Here is a 20,132-nt window from a genome sequence, read left to right as displayed (position 1 = left end):
GATCACTCCTCATACATCTTGTCAATCTCCGCCTTGTAGTTCTTGTTGATGATAGGGCGGCGAATCTTCAAGGTATTGGTCAACTCACCCGACTCCATAGAGAAGTGGTGAGCCAAGAGGGTAATGCGCTTAATCTGCTCATAATAAGCCAGATGCTGCTGGAGAATCTGGATACGGTCCATCAGCATCTTCTGCACCTTCTCGTTAGCACACAAATCTTCACGGCAGGTGAAGGCGATGTGATGCTCACGTGCCCAGTCCTCCACGAGACGGAACTCTGGAACGACGAGGGCTGATACGAACTTGCGCTGGTCGGCGATGACAGCCACCTGATCGATGAACTTATCTACCAGGAGCAACGATTCTACCTGCTGCGGAGCGATATATTTACCGTTGGATGTCTTGAACAGGTCCTTGATACGCTCGGTGAGATAAAGCTCGCCGTCCTTCAAGTAGCCGGCATCACCGGTATGGAAGAATCCATCCTTGTCGAATGCCTTCGCATTGGTGGTATCACGATGATAATAGCCCGGAGTGATGGTAGGACCTTTGAGGAGCACCTCATTATCCTCACCTATCTTTACCTGAATGCAGGAGATAGGGCGACCCACCGAACCCAGACTGCGTTTCTTGTCAGCATGATCGCAAGATACGGTGGCAAGACTCTCGGTCAGACCGTAACCCACCACCATATTGATACCGATGGCATGTACAAACTCCTCTACTTCCGGACTTACATAAGCACCCGCTGTAGGGAAGATATTCGGTTTTTCCAAGCCCAACTGCTTGCGAACCATGCTCAGAACGGTCTTGTTGATAATCTGATATTCCAACTCCAATGTCAGAGGAGGGCGCTTGCAGTTTGCCAGATATTCTATATTCCGCTTCTTTCCTACTGCCAAAGCATGGTAGAAGAGTTTCTTCTGGATAGGACCGGCATCATCCATCTTAGCCTTTACGGCAATATACACCTTTTCCCAGAAACGAGGCACACTACACATACAGGTAGGATGCGTCTCACGCATACTCTCCTGAATTTCATGAGGATAAGTATTGATGATGAGTTCGGCGCCTTCGCTCAAGCAGAGATAAGACCAGGCACGTTCAAAGATATGGGTGAATGGAAGGAAATCGATGACGCGGTCCTTGTCTGTAACAGGCACACACTCGTCGTTTGCCTTCAAAGCAGCATAATACTGACTATAGGTCAGCATCACGCCCTTGCTATCTCCAGTTGTTCCACTGGTATAGAGGATATTAACCAAATCATCCATACTTGCCTGCTTGTAGAGTTCCTCTACCTCCGTCTGACGAGGAAGATTCTCACCCAACTTCAGGAAGTCCTTGAAATAGAGGGCTGCAGGATCGTGGGTACTGATGCGCACGCTTGAATCGAAGATGATGATACGTTCCAGAGAAGGACAGAGGGCAAAGATACGGTGAGCCTTGTCATACTGCTCCTGTTCGCCAACAAAGAGGAAGCGAATCTGCGCATCATTAATCATATATTGAATCTGCTGCTCGCTGCTGTTGGCATAGAAAGGCACAGAGGTTACTCTGATACCGTACGCACCGAAGTCGGTGTACAGATAATGCACACAGTTCTGCGAGAAGACAGCGATTTTGTCAAGAGGTTTAGCCCCAAGATTCAGGAGGGCATTGCTCACTTGTTTCACTCTTAAGGAAAAGAGGTTGAATGAAACCGATTGCCACTGGTCGCTGCCAAACTTTCTGAAAGTTAAAGCAGTTTTCTCTCCCCATTTCTTGGCGAGATCATGTACCAGTACCGAAAGATGACTATTAATCTGCATAAGCTTATATTTATATTCTGATGCAAAGATAATAGAATTTGTTAAGAACACAAAATAAAAAGATATTTTTTCCACTTTATCTGCTCTTTTTTTCGTATCTTTGCCCTCGAAATCAAAAAATAGGGAGATTATGATGACACAAGAAGAATATGTAAGCGATGCCGTGGATTTGCTGAAAAAGCTCATCGCCACCCCATCTGTAAGCAGAAACGAGAAGGAGGCTGCCGACATCATGGAGCAGACCATCCGCAAATATGGTTTCGAACCTCATCGTGAGGCGAACAACATCTGGATTATCGACCCTCATTACGATGAGAGCCGACCTACCCTGCTGCTCAACGCTCACATCGATACCGTGAAGCCTGTGGCTTCATGGACACGCAACCCGTTTTCACCGGATGTAGAAGAGGGTGTACTTTACGGTTTGGGCAGCAACGACTGCGGCGGCGGACTCTGTTCGCTCCTCCAGATATTCAGAATGCTGACCGCAAAGCCTCAGCAGTATAATCTTATCTATCTGGCATCCGCCGAAGAAGAGGTGTCAGGAAAGGATGGCATTCCCCGTGCCCTGCCTTTGCTTCCGCATATCGACCTTGCCATCGTAGGTGAACCTACCGGCATGAACCCGGCTGTTGCCGAAAAGGGACTGATGGTGCTGGATGTGATTGCTCACGGAAAGAGCGGTCATGCTGCCCGCAACGAGGGAGTAAACGCTATCTACGAGGCATTGGATGATATGCGATGGATTCGTGACTATAAGTTTGAGAAGGTAAGCGAGTTCCTGGGACCTACCAAGATGACGCTTACCGTGGTGAATGCCGGAACCCAGCATAATGTGATTCCGGATAAGTGTACGATGCTGGTGGATATCCGCACCAACGAGTTTTACGACAACGAGGAGGTTTACAAGTTTATCTGCCAGCACCTGAAGAGCGAGGTAAAGGCCCACAGTTTCCGTCTGAAGTCATCCCGCATCGACCCGGCGCATCCTCTTATCAGGAAATGTGTAGCCATGGGCATGAAGCCATTCGGCAGTCCAACGTTGAGCGACCAGGCTCTGATGCACTTCCCTTCCTTCAAGTTGGGACCAGGAGAGTCTTCCCGCTCCCATTCTGCCGATGAATTTATCAGAATAAGCGAGATTTCAGATGCTGTAGCTAAATACCGGGAACTCTTGGATGGAGCCAGCATCTGAAAGAGATATTCGTTCTGATTATTATATAGAATACAATAAAAAACGAAGCGCGGTTATGCCTTAGACATAACCACGCTTTTCTGTTTTCCATCATCTTTTATCTTGTTACTTACTTTCGCTGGCAAAGATAAGACTTCTTTTTAGAATACCGAATAAGGAATATAGGAAAAATGATATAAAAAAGAGGCAATCGTTTGCACACATTGCACCTCACGGTGAAACAACAAGGGCCTATATGCCACGATGAACAGGTGGCGTATAGACCCTTGATTATATGGAGATATTCGTAATCTACATCTCCGCTTTCAGTAGCTTTATCTCCTCTACCGTCAGCCCCGTCATATCCATGATAGACGCTTCATCCATACCCTTTGCCAGCATCTTCCTGGCAATTTCAAGGCTTCGCTGGTTCATGCCTTCTTCTATGCCTTCAGTTCTGCCTTTTTCCATACCTTCTTCCATTCCTTTCTGGTATCTGTCATCCAGAAGGGTTCTTTCAACACTTACGGAATCCCAAAACTTGTCATAGGCTCTGAGCTCGGCATCTGTAAAGCCGGAAACTTCAAGATCTTCTACGGCTTTTCCAATCTCCGGATCATTAAGCAGGTCGGCAGGAATATCCTTCGTGTTGGAATTGATTTCTGTGAGGAAACGGAGCCACAAGACCATCATGCGCTTGTCAGCGATGGAATGAGGAGTGAACTTAGGGAGTTCAATGAAGGTGAAATGCAAGCCCTCGATGACCTTATTGCTGTCCTTATCGTGCACGATGCGGTAGTTGTGGATGAAATCCGGAGTATCATGCGCAAAGATATCATTTATCAGGTTGAGAGAATACACTGGTTGCAGTTCGCTGTATTTTCCTCCCTTTTTTGCCTGACTCACATAGAGCTTGGATGCATTGAACAGTACTCGCTGCTGGAATGCGTCAGACCATTCCATCTGCATTTCCACGCAGAACTTCCTGCCTCTGACGTCGGTGCAGAGTACATCAACTATGGTGTTCTTGCCCCCTTCTAGCTGGGGCACAAGTTCCGTTGGCAGATACTCTATCTCGTGTATCTGCTCTTCTTCGCTGAGTGGCAGGAGTGCGTTCAGGAGGCTGATCAGTCTTTTAGGATGATTGCCGAATATCTTCTTGAACGTGAGGTCTGCCTTAGGGTCTAAGTACTTCATAACCATCTGTTTTAAAATTCTATAGCGCAAAGTTACGACTTTATTTTCATATCTGCAAGAGATTTCTAGGAAAAGTTTCTGAAAAAGTTAGAGAATGAAAAGAAAAAGGGCGCATCCGGATTGGATGCGCCCTAACTTGTTAAATAAAATCGGAGTATGCTGCAGATTATTCAAGTGGTTCAGTCAGCTTATTCAAGTGGCTCAATCAGCTTACTCAAGTGGCTCAATCAGCTTACTCAAGTGGCTCAATCAGACTACTCAAGTGGCTCAATCAGCGAGTACAGCCGTCTGCGTAACCCAGTTCAGTCGAATCCTTAACCCGACGCAGCCATATCCTTAACCCAGTTCAGCCACATCAGTTGGTAAACGGAAGTACATTATTTGTTTACCTCATTTGAGTGCTCAATGACTACCAGGGAGAATTAGCCTTTCTGAGGGTACCATCAGGGACAATAACAGGTACCATCAGGGACAATCATGGGTTTTATGATATGCCCGAATGACTACCAGGGAGAATCTTAAAAATACAAGGTACTGAATATCATACAGTTAGATGCAGATTTTTCTTCCCTATACTATACCAAGTATATTATATATATACATTTACATCTTTTACACTATACGTAATACGGGAGGAAAAAGATTTTTTTTTCAACATTTCAGCTTTTAAAATGCATTTTTTCTCTTCAAAAATTTGCATAAGTCTGAAATAAATATTACTTTTGCATCATGAAAGCGCGGAGAATGTGATTCTCCTCCCGATGAAGGACACCGGGAAATGCTTTCGGTTAAGGATTAGAACATAGCTCATTGAGTAGGATTTTCTGCCCCGAAAGGTGAGTGACCAAAAGGTAATCCTTACAGGGCATTCTATGCCTGATAAATTTGATAATGATTTATCGGCATGGATGCGTAGTAAGGTTCTCTTTTGGAAATAAGAATGAACGGCAGAAATCTACCCAAGCGGATAGATCGTTTTAACTTATTTGTTTCCTTACTCCAATTCCATGCCGGTTTTCAATAAACAACAACAAGACTTGCCCCAATCGGTAGGCCACTAACAATTTTAAAAGAAACCGACAATGGAACAATTTAATCAACAGCAGCTGGGCGGGCAGCAGGCCTTCCCTCTGACAAATCAACAAGAGAAACAACTGATAGCCATCCTTGGCGTACAAGGATTGTCTTACCAGAACTATTCTGTGCTAGAACTCAAAATCGTTCTGCAGATTATCAAGCATGCCCAGAAAGCCATCTTGGGCTATGTCATCCCTTATCAGGTAACTTCACAGACTTTTAATGGCTTCACCGCAGAACAGAGAGCTGCAGACCACACCGATGTCATCATGAAACTGTCGGAGTTTCCTTATGGTGCTCATCATTATCCGCAATTGCGCGATGCCATCAAGCGTATAGAATCCCAGCCCATCCTGCTGCCGTTTAAGCTGGAAAAACAGACATTATACCGGAAATTTGCATGCCTGTTTAAGAGTGAGATATACCAAGACCGGCACAAGAACTGGATGGTAAAATTCCGCTTCGACAACAACGTGATACGGTTTTTCTACAGTTTCGACAAGGGAGTCAGCCGTATCGACCTCAATGCCATCAACCAATGCCGCAGCGCATCGAGCATCAAGTTATATATCATCATGAATTGCTGGGGTGCAAAGGGATTCACCATCTGCAAAACGGCGCATATCCAGCAACTGATGCATGGCAGGGAAGATTACTACAAGACCTGGTCGGCACTGGACAACAAATGTCTGACTTTTGCCTGCAAAGACCTCAAGCGCCTTTACCAGAACCACATCATCGACCAGTATCTTACCTATAAGCCTTTCTTTCTGGAGGAGGGTAAAAAAGTGAAGCATCACCTGCCCGAACACATCACCTTTACCCTGCACGACCGTCGCACATCAGGCGAAACTGCGGAGGGTGCAGAAGTGAGCAGCGAACTGAGAGGACAGCGGAGCAAACTGAAACTCCGGCTGCAATGCAATTATGATGTGAGCGAGAAGAAGGCAGACCAGCTGAGCGGCTATCTCAGGTTAGATATGATTGGCGACCTGGAGGACTTCTTCCTGCGAAAGGATTATTACATAGCCAACTGCAGGCGTTCGAACAAGAAGATGAACATGGGTGGCTATATGACCACAGCGATGATAGGTTTCTTTAAGGATCATGGTGTAGAAGGATTGTAAAAAATATAAAGCTTATGAATTATCCCCAACGTATGTACAGCAAGACCGAGCTGGGTCTGCTCTACTTTCCCGACACAACCGACGGGGCAACAGCGCGCCGTCATATCATGGGATGGATTAAGCGTTGCGAGCCCCTCTGGAACGAGCTGCAACGCTTAGGCTACCAGGAGCATAGCCAGTATTTCCCTCCCCGCCAGGTATTCACCATCTTCGAATACCTGGGCGAGCCGGGGGCATAATAGCAATCAGCAAGACGCCCTGAAAGGGCAAAAGCTTTGTATACTGCCAGGTATTTTAAAGCTTTTGCCCTTACAGGGCGACAAGTTTGCGTCTGTAATAACCCAGGGCGATGCCCTGGGCTAGGAGCTTCTGCCCTTTCAGGGCGTGTGGGTAATTTCAACCGTACAGGTCGATATTTTTTCGCTATTCCGAAACACAACGAACAGACATTGCTATAGAACGGGTATTTGTATTCGTCTTCTGTACTCCTTTTATCGTGAGATCATATAACTTTCCTGCTTCAAACGTATATTTCTTGATTTCTTTAGAAGCATCAATCACTGTCCCATCAAGCTTTTTTGTCAGTATGAGTCCCGTAATCTTATCTGGCAAGATAAATACGGTAGCATCACCAATTGCCGTCTGGTCTTGATAATAAGGAATAATGGTAACTTTCTGGATAGACGTTGTATCAACATTCCAATGAGGGATTCCCTGTGTTTCGTTTGGAGAGAAATAGCCAGCATTGTAAGCCGAAACTATAGCTTGCTTGATTTCACCCAAAGAGGAGTCAAAACGGATAATCACCTTAGCCAAGGCATGCTTCATCGTGATTTCTACGTTGCTTCTACGACCTGTTGTTGTACAATCATGACCGGTAGATACGCCCCACAACAGATCAAGCTCCAAAGGATGGGTCTCCTGCTCATAAAACATCCTATTATGCTTTTCGTCATAGCCAACAGAGTACGCTGGATAGCCAGCATAAAAATCTAGCTTTCCCTCTTTAGGCCAGAAACGCTTGGGTGAATAATTCCAGTTTGTACCATCAAATTTTACTATCTGACCTCTAATCCAGCCATCTACACGATACATAAACTTCTGAACCTCACCAGAAGAAGACTTATGGAAGCCGAAAATCTGAATCTCGTCACCAGTGTTAAATTTCGTTTTACCATCATTCGAGCGAGTATTGGGAATTTCCTTCCAATCTGATTGCACGGAAAACTCAATAGGCTGATCAGATACAGGAATAGCATCCTCCACCTGATTGGTACAGGCTGTACCCATCAAGACAAAGAAAATCATCCATAACTTACTATAAATATTCCGCTTCATATTCCCGATTATCCTTATAAACACATTATTCATTTTTCCCCTCAACAAAATTTTCGACATCAGCCGTTATGTTGAAATTGATAGGATCAAGTGAAAGTTTCAAATGAAAGACATACGCCTTTCCTTTTTCAAACGGAAAATGAGAATCAACTGGTTTCAGATCCTTCTTTACCGTCACCTCTTCCTCAAAGTTTCCCTGCTGTACCGTATAAGTTATCTGCAGATTAAACGATCGGTACTTATCCTGAGGGATTATACAGAGATAAGAATTGGGAGCATTTTCTATTTTTGTACATTCATGGTCTAACTGAGATGCAGTTAACTTAAAGTTGGTTCCATCTTCTGCGCCAGTTGGTGTCCAAGTATAAACCGCTCTAGTACTTTCATCCTCGACGCGATACCATTCTCCGTCTTCAAGATTCAGATAGCCATGGACATCAAAGGCACCTTCATTTTCTGTTCTGCCATACAGTTTCACCTCTTTAACGTTTATCACAGCACCATTTTCCTCTAATTCCGGCTTGGCTGTGATATCAAATGCCAAACGAGCCAAAGCATGTTGAAACTTAAATTTCACTGTATTGTCAGTCGGAGATATTGGGGCGGTTATTTTTTTTTGTGCCCATACCAAATCTACAGAATACTTTGAAGAAGTAAACTCTATATAAGTTGGATAGACATCGTTACTCTTAGGTTTGTTTACCAGTTTTACGCTTTTGTGATAAGGCGCAAAGGCATAGAAATTCACAGTTCCTTGATTTGGCCAATATCGGGTATTTGTATATCCCCAACGATTCCCATTCCAGGTTACGTGTTCATTATCCATCAGAGATGAGATTGTCCCATCAGTATGTTTGTATCTTGCAAAGACACCAAATCCGGAGTTAGGATACGGCCCTTGGAGAGAAGTAATATTGGTTTCTCCAGCACGGGTTGAAGCATTCCGACCCAGATAAGCATCAAAGTTGATTTCAGAAGATGAAGAAGATGAAGTTTCTTCCACGCCTTCGCCGGCACAACCAGATAATACCAGCTGTGCTATCAAAACATAAAAGGCTAAACGAAGAAACTTCATCTTATGATACTTTTTAATTCTTTATTTTTATCTGATACGATTAATTCCAAGAGGCATCGATTGATTCACCATCTTTAGGATTCCAAGGAGTAACATCAGCATCGAATTCGATTGGAGTCAGACCAATGTTCAAGTTGATTGTATATGCGTTGCCCTGCAAGAAATTCTTTTCAAGTTTCTTATAAACTGTATATGAAACTTTTGGCTGTGCAGTTCCTCCATTATATTGTATAGTGTACTTTACGATAACATAAAGTTGATTTGATTCTGTATTAGTACTAGAGAAATCCTGTGGAATTACAAACAAATATTCGTTGCCAGAATTTTTGATTACTTTATCTTTACTTAACGTATTATCACTAGACGTATTATCATTAGAGAACCAATCAAATTTTAGCTTATTATCTTTATCTAATGGCGTCCAAGGATTTTCAGAAGAAGGCTTAGACAAATCTATAGTACCCTTTGTGTAGAAAGCTCCTATTTCTGCATTTTCAGAAGATCCTGCCAATGTAATCTTATTCAATGTAATAGTTGCACTAGAATAAGCATCATTTAACTTTGCAGTATAACCAAGTCTAGACAAAGCATGAGCAAAAGTAAATTTCACTTTATTTTTATCTGCACTAGAGAGCTTATCCTTTGTCCTATTCTCAGCATTAGCCCACAACAAATCTGTCTGGTTAGCAATTGTTTTTGATACAGTAAAATCAAAAGTAGGTGTAGTAGTGGTAGGTGTAGCAGATGTTTTTTTATTTAACGTCTTTCCTGTTTCAAAAGGAGCATACGCATAGAAATCAATATGACCTTGTGATGGCCAATACTTTTTATTGTCATATGTCCAATCTGCACCATCTTTAGGACAAGTTACGCGCTCATTGTTGAACAAATTAGCATCAAAAGACTGCTCTGGAGCAGAATGATCTGTAGTAGAATAGTAACCAAACACACCAAAACCTTTTTTATCTAATTCCGAACTACTCTTAAGAGCATTAAGATCCACCACGCTACCACGTGAACCATTTACAGCAACTGCACTTCTTCCCAAATAGCCATCAAAGCTGATAGCCTCATTCTTAGAAGAATTGTCTGAAAGACTATTCAAGTCATCGCTTGAACAACTTACCTATGTCAACGCTGCCATTGCAGCAATACCCATAAAAAATTTCTTATACATATCTATTTTTAAACTAAACTAATCTATTATTACTATTTTTATATGTTTCTTATCACTTTACAATTTCTACAGTTCCATATCAATATCCTCAGGTTTACCCCAATCCTTGATCGTAACGTCAAAACCGCCAGAACTTCCTTCCGAAGGCTTCACCTCAGGCAAAGGTTTCGGTACCTTAACATCTACGTGGAGAGAAACAATATAACCTAACTCCGATGAATTTTCATCTTTCTTAAACTTATCTCCTACCGCAAACTGATAATCTACCTGCGTCTTTTTGTCTATCAACAAAGCTGAAAGAGACAGCTTATTGTTTTCTGCATCAAGATGGGCAGTTTCGGGTAGGCCAAAACATTTAAGCGATGTCTTCAACGTTCCTAGTGTTGCGTCATTTTTATCTATCGTTTTCGTCCAGGACTCCAGAAGATAAGTCACCTTACTCTGAAGCGGCTTCCCCTGTCCCAGCAGAAATCCTTCTGAAATACCAGTTAAGGATCCTCTCGCAGAACGCAGGTATCCTATACTTGGAACTTTCACGTTGACCTGGATATGCGAAAGCACATTCCTTGGAGTTAAAGTAACCTCAGAAAAGTCTCCAGAAACCTCGAATTCATCGAGTTTATCAGAGGCAAGCCACTCGGGCTCAACTCCTATCTGTTCATCATCTCCACGCGAGTACCAACGCGATGTTGTATGCTGTACCACAGCCCGTGCTGTCTCGTAAGAGTCCATTCCCAGAAAGTCGAGTGTACCAAACTCGGTCGTACTTTGGTTGAATACAAGGATACGATATTTTCCAGGTTCTAAGGAAAAGTCGGCATGAGTTATCTCATTAGTCAAGACAGTTTGCGGAGCACCACCTGACCAGGGAAACACCATGACCGTCATACCAGTAGGCACCTCTTTATCAAACAAATGCCAATCCACATTAATCCGCACCATTTTACGGCCATCCTTTTGCGGACAACCGGAATAGTCATCATAAATGCAAGAAGTAAACAAAATGATAAGGAACCAACAGTATAAGAATAGCCCTATACATCTTTTCATGAATGCTTCATATTTATAAAACTTCTTTTCTCGTTATTAATTCTTTTCGAAAATTTGCGGTTGCAAAATTACAACATAAAATTGAATCAGCCCTTAAGCAATATTTAATAAAAATTAAATGATAAATGAGACAAAGTTTTTGTTACAACACAAAAAAAGCCAGTAACCACCTCTTTAGTAAGCAATCAAAAACCACCAACCGAACCCAGTCGATTGGAGGTTTCATTTCTATCATCTACAGCAGCCAGGCAGTAAAAATACTACCGGCTGCACCATTTCATACATTATCGGCTCAGCCAAGCCTCCGGATTGAGCTTGGCAGTCTCCTTGCGAAGCTGGAACTGGAGGATGTTTTCAGAGCCAACACTACCCAATGCCTGACGGGTACGTACCTTCTGACCCTTATGAACGCTGACCGATTTCAAATTACAGTAAACAGAGATATAGGCACCATGACGAACCAGCACGTTCCACATGCCACCATAACCGAAGACGGCACTCACCTCACCATCGTAGATGCTGCGAGCCACACAACCCGGCTTGCCCTGGATATTGATACCCTTATTGTCGAGCGTTACGCCCTTCAAACCTTCTACATTATACTGGCCGAAATGACTCACCACACGGTAACTGCCGCTGATAGGCATCGGCAATCTACCACGGTTAGCCTCGAATCCACCGCTCAGCATACGGTCTACCGAACTCAAGGTAGAAGCTTCCTGTGCCTCCTTCTTGGCAGCCGCAATCTCACGGGTACTGCGTTCAGCATCTACCTTCGCCTTCAATTCAGCAGCCCGTCTTTCAGCCTCCGCCTTTCTTGCAGCCTGTTCGGCAGCAGCCTCACGGGCAGCCTGCTCTGCTGCAGCACGCTTGGCAGCCTCGGCAGCAGCACGCGCCCTAGCCTGCGCTTTAGCCTTCGCCTGAGCAGCAGCCTGGGCAGCAGCCTCCTCCAGAGCCTTTCTTGCAGCCTCGGCAGCCAGTCTTGCTTCTTCGGCAGCCTTTCTGCGGGCAGCTTCGGCAGCAGCCTCACGCGCCTTGGCTTCGGCTATACGACGGGCATTCTCCCTGGCAGCAGCCTCGGCAGCAGCTTTCTTGCGAGCCAGTTCCTCGGCACGTTTCTTGGCGGCAGCAGCGGCAGCTGCCTTCTTCTTAGCCTCGGCAGCAGCACGGGCTCTTGCCTTGGCTACTTCCTGAGCAATCAGGCGGTCAATCTGTGCGTTGATTGCCGCATCTTTCTTACGCTGGTCGGCGATGACAGCCTGAATGGTCTTCTGCTGTTTCTGCAGTCCCTGCACCATTTCCTGCTGCTGGGTCTGCTTACCTTCCAAAACCGTCTTCTCCTGCTTACCCTTATATAATAAGGTGTTCTTATGTCCCTTAACATGCTGCAACTGCTGGTGCTTCTCGTTCACCTGCTTCTGCTTAGCCTTTACAGCCTCGCCCTGCACCTTCTGATAGGAAGAATACTGGCGGATGAAGGAAAGGCGGCGATACATCTGTGTAAGATTCTTGGCACTGAAGATGAACATCAGCTTGTCCTGAACCGTATGATGACGGCTCATATAGCGCATGGAACGGATATACTTGTTCTTGCGGTCCTGCAACTGTTGCTGAAGCGTTTTCAACTGTGCCTGCAGGATACCGATATTGCCGTCAATATGGTGGATATCCTTCTGGATACCGTCAATCTTCTTCTGGCGCTGGTCTATTTCTCCGTTCAGCGCCATCAGGTCTTCAAGACGTTTCTTCACATCCGCCTTATTTCTCTGTAAAGCCTGCTCCTGCTCTCTGATCTTCTTCCGGATAGAAGCGCGCTGTCCCTGCAAGCCTCGGATAGAGGCATTGCTATAGGTTGCAGCCCTGCGTTCTGCTCTGGTTGGCGCAGCTGGTTTGTATGTCTTTCTGGCCACATGACTTCTGCTGTTCGTCTTTCTGGCAGGAGTAGCAGCCTTCTTTTTCGCAGTTACGGCAGTCTTTCTCACCGGCTTCTTCTGGGCAGAATGCTTCTGCGCAAAAGGTGCGAGCGAGAAGGTGATTGCCATGATGAATAATAAGATTCGCTTCATTTCTTATATTAAAAACCCATGTTCTATAATTTCAAACTCTTGATGAGCATCTACATACTCAATATCTTGCTGAGCACATCTGTTGGAGAAATCTGCTTGTATTTGCCCGAAATCTCGGTCTGAGTACTCCACTTGCTGTCGGTCTTCACCTGATTCAATTCCAGACTGATCTTAGCCTCCTGCTTTTTCCTGGTAGCAGTAGTGGTCATCGCCAGATTCAGGGAGGCAGGGAACATCTTGACACCTACACTCTTGAAATTGCCGTAGGAGACGTGGAGATTGGAGGTGCCGTTCTGCGCACTCTTATAGACAACATCTGCTGCTGTGATACGGCCGGTAGTGCGGTTGGCTGTCCAGGCATAGGTCATATTGCCGTTCCTGAAACTAACCGGCACAGCATCTCCTGCCACATCCAGTCTGGCATCAAACTTCTTGAGGTCTGATTCCTTCACAGTCCTTTCGCCCGGCAGGAGCAGCTGGTTCCAGAAGAGAGCCTGCAGAGAATAGAAGGAGATGCCCTGCTTCTTGAGGAAGTCTACCTGGGTATAATCTGCCTTGATATATTCCTTGTGCAGACGGTCGATGATAAGTACATGGTCGGGAGTAAACTCCAGACGGCCCACCTCTGTACCCAAGATAGGAATAAAGAGCTGGATGCGGATGATTTCATCCTTACGCATGCTCAGTTTTCCCGGCACGGTAATATCCTTATCACCAGCCTGGAGCGTAAACGACATGTTGCCTACAATATTCCTGGTATACACCTGATTGTCTGAAACCTTCTGTACGAAAGCCAACTTCTTGAGCGTCTCACTCTGACGAGAGACAGAACCCTTGGTGGCATTCTCTTTCTGATGACTGGCTGTTGTGGAGCCAGAGCCCTGTACATTCTTGCTGGTTCCGCAAGAACCGAGGAGCAGGATGCTGCAGGCTGCGGCAAGCAGCATCATCTTATTCTTCTTCATTGTATATTTCATCTTTCCTGATTTTTCTACTTTCCGTTTATTTCTTCTTACCTTTCCTGACTGACTTCTTCGTAGCGGCAGGTTTCTGCTTGGACGCATTACGCTTCTTCAGTTCTTCTTCGGTAATATATTGTCTGTTCTTAATCTTCCATGCCAACACCTCTGTCTGGTTCTCGCCGGTATAGGCTTCCTTCCAGAAATTCACGGATTCATCGGCCATACCATTCATATAATAGATATCTCCGGCATGTTCCAGAACCGTACTGTTATCTGCGGTGGAATCGCGGTTTTTGAGTGCCTGGTCTATATAAGTCTTGGCATCAGCATAGCGTTCTTCCATAAAGAGAATCCAGGCATAGGTATCTAGATAAGTACCGTTGTTCGGCTCTGCCTTGATGGTCTTGTAGCTCATCGACTCAGCCTTATGCAAGTCAACGCCCTTCTCGCTCAGATAGTAGGCATAGTTGTTCAGCGCCATCACGTTGTCATCTTTCCATTGCAGGCAGGAGTCGTAAGCCGCAAAAGCTTCCTGCTCTTCACCTTTCTTATGAAGGATATCGCCGGTTACGGCATAGAGGTCGGAAACCAGGTCAGCCGGCGACTGCGCATTCACCTGCGCCAGTCCGAGACGGAACTCGCGAAGTGCCTCGTCTTCCTTATTTTTCTGATAATACGCCATTCCACCGAAGTAATAGAACACCATTTCTTCGGGATTATACTCCTGAGCCGCCTTACATTGCAGGGAGACCAGGTCGTACTTCTTCTCGTTCCAGAGCATCTGTACGAGTTGCATTCTGGCATTCACGTTATCCGGAGCTATGGTAAGCACCTTTTCGAAGGCACGGCAAACAGAGTCGGCAGGCATCTTCTTCAAACTCATATAAGCAGCTTTCATCTCTGCCACATCGGCTGACGGATGAGCCACGTTGAGCGCCTTGTCAAACAGCGCAATCACCTTGGTAGAATCGCCACCTTCGCTCTCGTTCTTCTGAATGAAAGAGCGGTACATCATCACCTTGGTCTCCAGATCCGATTTCGGACTCATCAATATCTTATCGAGCATCTGCCCGGCAAGCTGCTCCTGACGGGTGGCATTATAATAGTCGTAAAGCGACATCTGGGCATAGGAATTGTCAGGCTCTTCCTTCAGCACATCGGTAAAGCACTTGTAAGCTTCCTTCTGGCGGTCGTGCTGTACGAGCCAGTTGCCCAGCATTGTCTTGTACTGCATATCCAGCGGATGCTGGTCTACCAGCGACTTCAGTTCCTGATAGGCAGCTTTCTTGTCGTTCATCAGTTCATAAACTCTCATTTTAGAGAGGGTGAACTGTTCGCTTTCACCTTCTTCCACCTCAAGACGCGAAATGGTTTTGAGTACTGATTTATAATCCTTATTCTGGGAATAAAGCTGAGCCAGGATACGGAGGGCATCGGTATTATCGTGGTTTTTGGCATACAGATTCTCATAGGCATCGATGGCAAGATCGTATTTCTGGCTACCTATATAATATCTGCCCAACTGCTCTGCATAGGTCTGGTTTTCCGGATCCAGTTCTATTGCCTTCTGCATATAAGCAAGTGCCAGGGAATCCTGCTTGAGCTGAGAATAGAAAAGCGACTCATAGAAATAGGTTTCAGCCGCCTTCGGGTCAATCTTCCGGGCATGCTCAAAGAGGTCGAAAGCTGCCGAATAATTGCCGGCAGCCTGCTGGCGCGCTCCCTCCAGGAAGAAATAGTTGTAGCGCTGGCGGTCGTTCGGAGAGAGATGATCCTCCTGAACCGCCGGCTTCTGAACCGGCTGCACCTTCTTCTTACGGGCAAGCGACGGCATGGCTACCGAGCCCAGCAAGACCAGCCCCATTGCCCAACTGATATTTCTAAGATTCATCTTCACGATTCTAATCCTTTCTATTCTATCTTTAATAATCTGTTATTTTACACCCGTATGACCGTATCCGCCGGCTCCACGTTCGGTTTCATCGAGCTCATTAACCTCGATGAAATCGCATTGTTCGTGCTTAGCCAGCACCATCTGAGCTATACGTTCACCATCATTGATAACGAAATCCTCTGTAGAGTAATTGATGAGCAGAACCATGATTTCGCCGCGATAATCGGCATCGATGGTTCCCGGCGTATTCAATACGGTAATGCCATGCTTCAAAGCCAGACCGCTGCGAGGACGGATCTGCGCTTCATAACCTGCAGGCAAAGCCATATAAAGACCGGTTGGCACCAGTCGTCGCTCCATAGGATGAAGCACGATTGCCTCATCGATGTTAGCACGCAAATCCATGCCGGCACTCTGAGGTGTGGCAAACGCAGGTAGAGGCTGATGCCCCTTGTTGATAATCTGTACTTTTATCATGACTTTTCCTTTTTTATCTGTGTCTGAGTTTAATAATCTGCAAAAATAAGCAATTTTGATGGAATAAATGAATTTTTGAGGATAAAAACATGTAATTTATCATATTTTATTTTGATTTGTGCTTACTTTAGTGTATTTTTGCGCTACAGAATCAAGTAATACAATAATATGGAATGGAAACAACTGATATCCAACAAGCGTTTCGGACAGGAGCATAAGCATGCCGAGCGCCATGATGATCGCTCTGAATTCAAGCGCGATTACGACCGTCTTATCTTTTCATCGGCATTCCGCCGCCTGCAGAACAAGACACAGGTTTTCCCTTTGCCGGGCAGCATCTTCGTTCACAACCGCCTCACCCACAGTCTGGAGGTGGCGAGTGTGGGCATGTCGATTGGTAACGACATTTCCCGACACGTCATCCGGAAGCGGCCTGAACTGAAGGATACGCTCTTCGAGGAGATAGGTACCATCGTAAGTGCAGCCTGTCTGGCACATGATTTGGGCAATCCGCCTTTCGGTCATTCCGGCGAGAAAGCCATCCAGACTTTCTTCTCTGAAGGACCGGGTCAGAAGATAAAATCAATGGTTTCATCGGAGTTTTGGGATGATATTACGCATTTCGAAGGCAACGCAAATGCCTTCAGAATCCTGACCCACCGGTTCAAGGGGCGCCGTCAGGGTGGTTTCGTCATGACCTATTCCATGCTTGCTTCCATCGTAAAATACCCGTTTGCAAGCTGTCTTGCCGGCAACCACGGCAAATTCGGTTTCTTTGCTTCCGAAGCGGAATCTTATAGAAAAATTGCCGATGAATTGGGCATTTTTTGCAAATCTGCACCGGGTGAGCCTCTCAAATACGCCCGCCATCCACTTGTATATATGGTAGAAGCTGCCGACGACATCTGCTACGAAATCATGGACATCGAAGACTCCCATAAGCTCAAGATTCTTTCCTTTGCCGAGACGGAGCACTTGCTGCTGAGTTTCTTCGATGAAGATATCCAGCAGAAGATACGCCAGCGCATCATCGACGAAGAACTGACTGACGAAAACGAGAAAGTGGTGTACATGAGAGCCAGCGTCATCGGCAAACTGGAGAACGAATGTGTGGCAGCCTTCCTGGCGCACGAGGAGGAAATCCTTGCCGGAACTTTCGAGGGCAGTCTCATCGACCATATTTCCGAGCGCCAGAAAAAGGCATACAAGGAATGTGAGAAGATCTCCTACTCTAAGATTTACCAAAGCAAGCCGGTACTCGACATAGAACTGTCGGGTTATCAAATCATGGCAACCCTGATGGAGGTTTTCATCGAAGCAGCCGTCAACCCATCGCGCTTCTACTCCAAGCAGCTCCTGCGCCGGGTAAGCAGCCAGTATGATATAGAGAACGAAAATCTGGAGGAGCGCATCATGGCGGTAATTGATTATATCAGCGGCATGACCGACATCTATGCGCTCGACATCTATCAGAAGATCAACGGAATCAGTCTGCCTATTGTATAAGGGAAAATGTAAGGGATAAAACAAATCTTAAACTAAAAAATAACACGGACAATTTGAATTTGTCCGTGTTATTTTTCTTTTTATTTATTCATCCACCTGCTCATAATAATAAGAATAGTCTATGCCCTTCATGAAGACCTCACGGTCTTCAATTTGATCTGTTAAAGCATTGGAAATAAGCTGTTTGATGCTACTACTATCAACAACACTTTGTGTCATCGCAGCCAAATAATCGTTCTTGTCAATAAGGCTCCAATCCACGCATTTTTTCAGCCTGCGCTTCAATATCAAGTCAAGCCAAATGCGCGTAGCTCTGCCATTTCCCTCACGGAAAGGATGAGCAATGTTCATTTCTACGTATTTGTCGATGATTTCATCCAGCGTACTTTCCGGCATCTGTTCGATTCCAGCAAGTGTTTGTGGAAGATACTGCGCCATGGCAAATTGGAAACCGCCCTTTGCAATGTTCATAGTTCGGATCTGTCCCGCAAAATCGTATAGACCACCAAAGAGGAAAGCATGAATCTGCTGCAAACCTTTGACAGAACCTTCAGTAATGGAATTAATCAGTTCACTCTCAAAAAGAGTGTATGCTTTCTTGCGGCTCTGGCCATCAATGGTATTATCGCTATAGGTAAACCAATCCAGGAAGTCGGCAGCTTTATTGTTAGGAAAGTTCCTGGCTAGCAACATAATACCTTCGTTGTCGAGGACATCGGTCAAACGCAGTTTGCCGTCAGGAGCTTGTAATTTCAACTGGTTAGTAGCACTAACCAGTTCATTATTTTCCTTCTTCAGTTTATTTTTCAAATACTTCCAGTAATTACGGTTCTTGCTATAATCGTCCTGCTCGTTCAATACGCCGATAATATCCAGCACAGAGAACCACCACTTGTTGTATTCCCCGTCCCAAACCGCTCTTACTTCCCGGTCTTTATAAAATCTGATTGATAATTTTCTGTCCATATTGCAATTCATTTTAAAGACACCCCGTATAACGGCATGTTGGTGATATATCTTTACACTTTCTGACACATAAAACCTGCGCAAAGATACACTTTTCGACACATAAAACCAAAATTCCGCTGCCTTTTCCGAGATTCATTAAGACTATTTAACCGAGGCAAGCAGTTTTTACAGAAAACAGAAATCCCATGTTTCTATTGCCTATAAGCAATAAGAACATGGGATTCTGCGGTATAGTCTAGATAACTTTTTCCTTATAAATTACTTTATTGGCTCCGCTCGTAATCTTCAGAGCCTCAGGATGTTCCTTAATAAAACTGTTGATGTGGCGAACTCGCTTCTCTTCGAGAATCTCATCGATGGCGATAAGGATACCGGTCTCCTCTACATCACCAAAGCCATAGTTGATGGCGGTACCGAAAAGCTTCATCGTAGGACTCAGACTCATGTAGGCATTAACAAGAGGAGGAATATTATAACCCAACTTGCGAACTTCACGGTTCAGGATGCGATAGTCTGCCTTGAAGTCATCTTCTGTAAAGATAGCAGCCAAATCACTCTCCGGAGTATCCAATTTCAGCGGTTTCATCGGGATTACGAGGTTCTCCTTGTCATCAAAATGCTTCTTGAGGAAATAGAGAATCATGTCGCGGCCACGACGGATGTAAGACGGATACATCGTCATCTTGCCGAAGAAATATTTTACTTCCGGATAGAGAACCGTCAAAGCACCCAAACCATCCCAGAGATTGTCGAGAGCAAAGATGCTCTTGGTGTTGGTACGCACATTCTGATATTCGAGCGAAACGAAGGAACGGCCCAGCTCTACGGTATAAGGCATATACTCCTTGAGGAACTTGTCGGAGAAATGGAACATGTGGCTGGTTGCCAGCTTAGGCTGTCCCTTCTCATCGAGCAGCCAGTCCTTACCCAGGAGATAACGGTAACCGCCGATAATCTCATCGGCTTCAGGATTCCAAACAATCAGCTGCTTGTAACAGTTGTCACCAAAGTCGAACTCATCAAGATCCATAGATTTGCCCGTTCCGCCTCCCGCTTCGCGGAAAGCGATTTCACGAAGTCGACCAATCTCTTTCAGCACATTAGGCGAATCATTTGCCGTAACGATGTAAATCTCGTTATGGCTCTTATTGGTCATTCTCAGTTGTTTGTCGGGTGTAAGCTCGCTTTTCAGGAGCTCACGGTCAATCGGTTGGATGATTTCTTCTTCCATA

The 20,132-nt window shown here is 45.2% G+C and carries 16 protein-coding genes; 4 read left to right on the top strand and 12 right to left on the bottom strand.

Annotated features, from left to right (window positions below; all coding sequences use genetic code 11):
- Positions 1–2 precede the first annotated feature (2 nt).
- A complete protein-coding gene (locus F7D47_RS13595; protein WP_153083263.1) occupies positions 3–1,811 on the bottom strand; it encodes an AMP-dependent synthetase/ligase in 1,809 nt (602 codons plus the stop codon).
- A gap of 130 nt (positions 1,812–1,941) precedes the next feature.
- Here F7D47_RS13595 and F7D47_RS13590 point away from each other — a divergent pair, with 130 nt between their 5' ends.
- A complete protein-coding gene (locus F7D47_RS13590) occupies positions 1,942–3,006 on the top strand; it encodes a M20 family metallo-hydrolase (protein WP_153085219.1) in 1,065 nt (354 codons plus the stop codon).
- Positions 3,007–3,297: 291 nt separating this feature from the next.
- Here F7D47_RS13590 and F7D47_RS13585 read toward each other — a convergent pair whose 3' ends face one another.
- Positions 3,298–4,188, bottom strand: coding sequence for an Rpn family recombination-promoting nuclease/putative transposase (locus tag F7D47_RS13585; protein WP_153085220.1), 891 nt, complete (start codon positions 4,186–4,188; stop codon positions 3,298–3,300).
- Positions 4,189–5,264: 1,076 nt separating this feature from the next.
- Here F7D47_RS13585 and F7D47_RS13580 point away from each other — a divergent pair.
- Together F7D47_RS13580 and F7D47_RS13575 are read left to right on the top strand one after the other, a co-directional pair.
- Entirely contained in the window at positions 5,265–6,386 is a 1,122-nt protein-coding gene (locus tag F7D47_RS13580) for a replication initiation protein (protein WP_153085221.1), read from the top strand.
- A 14-nt stretch (positions 6,387–6,400) separates the two neighbouring features.
- Entirely contained in the window at positions 6,401–6,625 is a 225-nt protein-coding gene (locus F7D47_RS13575; protein ID WP_119238599.1) for a DUF4248 domain-containing protein, read from the top strand.
- Positions 6,626–6,809: 184 nt separating this feature from the next.
- On the opposite strand, the gene F7D47_RS13570 is transcribed toward F7D47_RS13575, so the two are convergent.
- The 8 genes from F7D47_RS13570 to dut form a co-directional block, all read right to left on the bottom strand.
- Positions 6,810–7,724, bottom strand: coding sequence for a fimbrillin family protein (locus tag F7D47_RS13570; RefSeq protein WP_194252660.1), 915 nt, complete (start codon positions 7,722–7,724; stop codon positions 6,810–6,812).
- 25 nt (positions 7,725–7,749) lie between these two features.
- Positions 7,750–8,799, bottom strand: a complete 1,050-nt coding sequence (locus F7D47_RS13565; RefSeq protein ID WP_153085223.1) for a fimbrillin family protein — start codon at positions 8,797–8,799, stop codon at positions 7,750–7,752.
- A gap of 40 nt (positions 8,800–8,839) precedes the next feature.
- Positions 8,840–9,904: a fimbrillin family protein gene (locus tag F7D47_RS13560; protein ID WP_153085224.1), complete on the bottom strand. Its 1,065-nt coding sequence runs from the start codon at positions 9,902–9,904 to the stop codon at positions 8,840–8,842.
- Between the two features lie 138 nt (positions 9,905–10,042).
- Complete coding sequence (locus F7D47_RS13555; RefSeq protein WP_194252659.1) at positions 10,043–10,918, bottom strand: DUF5119 domain-containing protein; 876 nt, start codon at positions 10,916–10,918, stop codon at positions 10,043–10,045.
- Positions 10,919–11,310: 392 nt separating this feature from the next.
- Positions 11,311–13,092: a murein hydrolase activator EnvC family protein gene (locus tag F7D47_RS13550; RefSeq protein WP_153085226.1), complete on the bottom strand. Its 1,782-nt coding sequence runs from the start codon at positions 13,090–13,092 to the stop codon at positions 11,311–11,313.
- Positions 13,093–13,142: 50 nt separating this feature from the next.
- Complete coding sequence (locus F7D47_RS13545) at positions 13,143–14,057, bottom strand: DUF4292 domain-containing protein (protein ID WP_228113461.1); 915 nt, start codon at positions 14,055–14,057, stop codon at positions 13,143–13,145.
- Between the two features lie 37 nt (positions 14,058–14,094).
- Positions 14,095–15,945: a tetratricopeptide repeat protein gene (locus F7D47_RS13540; RefSeq protein WP_153085228.1), complete on the bottom strand. Its 1,851-nt coding sequence runs from the start codon at positions 15,943–15,945 to the stop codon at positions 14,095–14,097.
- 42 nt (positions 15,946–15,987) lie between these two features.
- The gene (gene dut, locus F7D47_RS13535; RefSeq protein WP_153085229.1) at positions 15,988–16,425 is read right to left on the bottom strand and encodes a dUTP diphosphatase; all 438 of its coding nucleotides are present in this window, start codon (positions 16,423–16,425) and stop codon (positions 15,988–15,990) included.
- A 168-nt stretch (positions 16,426–16,593) separates the two neighbouring features.
- On the opposite strand from dut, the gene F7D47_RS13530 reads away from it, so the two are divergent.
- Entirely contained in the window at positions 16,594–17,931 is a 1,338-nt protein-coding gene (locus tag F7D47_RS13530; protein WP_153085230.1) for a deoxyguanosinetriphosphate triphosphohydrolase, read from the top strand.
- An 84-nt stretch (positions 17,932–18,015) separates the two neighbouring features.
- On the opposite strand, the gene fic is transcribed toward F7D47_RS13530, so the two are convergent.
- Positions 18,016–18,897: a protein adenylyltransferase Fic gene (gene fic / locus F7D47_RS13525; protein ID WP_117692967.1), complete on the bottom strand. Its 882-nt coding sequence runs from the start codon at positions 18,895–18,897 to the stop codon at positions 18,016–18,018.
- A gap of 238 nt (positions 18,898–19,135) precedes the next feature.
- Positions 19,136–20,131 (bottom strand): GNAT family N-acetyltransferase, encoded by a 996-nt coding sequence (locus F7D47_RS13520; RefSeq protein WP_153083272.1) that lies wholly within the window; start codon positions 20,129–20,131, stop codon positions 19,136–19,138.
- Position 20,132 lies beyond the last annotated feature (1 nt).

The organism is Segatella copri (assembly GCF_009494835.1).
Taxonomy (GTDB): domain Bacteria; phylum Bacteroidota; class Bacteroidia; order Bacteroidales; family Bacteroidaceae; genus Prevotella; species Prevotella copri_F.
This window is presented reverse-complemented; position numbering and strand designations above follow the sequence as displayed.

Excerpts from the sequence above, each read along its gene's own strand:
- F7D47_RS13595 (WP_153083263.1), bottom strand. The coding sequence starts at position 1,811 with ATGCAGATTAATAGTCATCTTTCGGTACTGGTACATGATCTCGCCAAG.
- F7D47_RS13590 (WP_153085219.1), top strand. The coding sequence starts at position 1,942 with ATGATGACACAAGAAGAATATGTAAGCGATGCCGTGGATTTGCTGAAA.
- F7D47_RS13585 (WP_153085220.1), bottom strand. The coding sequence starts at position 4,188 with ATGGTTATGAAGTACTTAGACCCTAAGGCAGACCTCACGTTCAAGAAG.
- F7D47_RS13580 (WP_153085221.1), top strand. The coding sequence starts at position 5,265 with ATGGAACAATTTAATCAACAGCAGCTGGGCGGGCAGCAGGCCTTCCCT.
- F7D47_RS13575 (WP_119238599.1), top strand. The coding sequence starts at position 6,401 with ATGAATTATCCCCAACGTATGTACAGCAAGACCGAGCTGGGTCTGCTC.
- F7D47_RS13570 (WP_194252660.1), bottom strand. The coding sequence starts at position 7,724 with ATGAAGCGGAATATTTATAGTAAGTTATGGATGATTTTCTTTGTCTTG.
- F7D47_RS13565 (WP_153085223.1), bottom strand. The coding sequence starts at position 8,799 with ATGAAGTTTCTTCGTTTAGCCTTTTATGTTTTGATAGCACAGCTGGTA.
- F7D47_RS13555 (WP_194252659.1), bottom strand. The coding sequence starts at position 10,918 with ATGGTGCGGATTAATGTGGATTGGCATTTGTTTGATAAAGAGGTGCCT.
- F7D47_RS13550 (WP_153085226.1), bottom strand. The coding sequence starts at position 13,092 with ATGAAGCGAATCTTATTATTCATCATGGCAATCACCTTCTCGCTCGCA.
- F7D47_RS13545 (WP_228113461.1), bottom strand. The coding sequence starts at position 14,057 with ATGAAGAAGAATAAGATGATGCTGCTTGCCGCAGCCTGCAGCATCCTG.
- F7D47_RS13540 (WP_153085228.1), bottom strand. The coding sequence starts at position 15,945 with ATGAATCTTAGAAATATCAGTTGGGCAATGGGGCTGGTCTTGCTGGGC.
- dut (WP_153085229.1), bottom strand. The coding sequence starts at position 16,425 with ATGATAAAAGTACAGATTATCAACAAGGGGCATCAGCCTCTACCTGCG.
- F7D47_RS13530 (WP_153085230.1), top strand. The coding sequence starts at position 16,594 with ATGGAATGGAAACAACTGATATCCAACAAGCGTTTCGGACAGGAGCAT.
- fic (WP_117692967.1), bottom strand. The coding sequence starts at position 18,897 with ATGGACAGAAAATTATCAATCAGATTTTATAAAGACCGGGAAGTAAGA.
- F7D47_RS13520 (WP_153083272.1), bottom strand. The coding sequence starts at position 20,131 with ATGGAAGAAGAAATCATCCAACCGATTGACCGTGAGCTCCTGAAAAGC.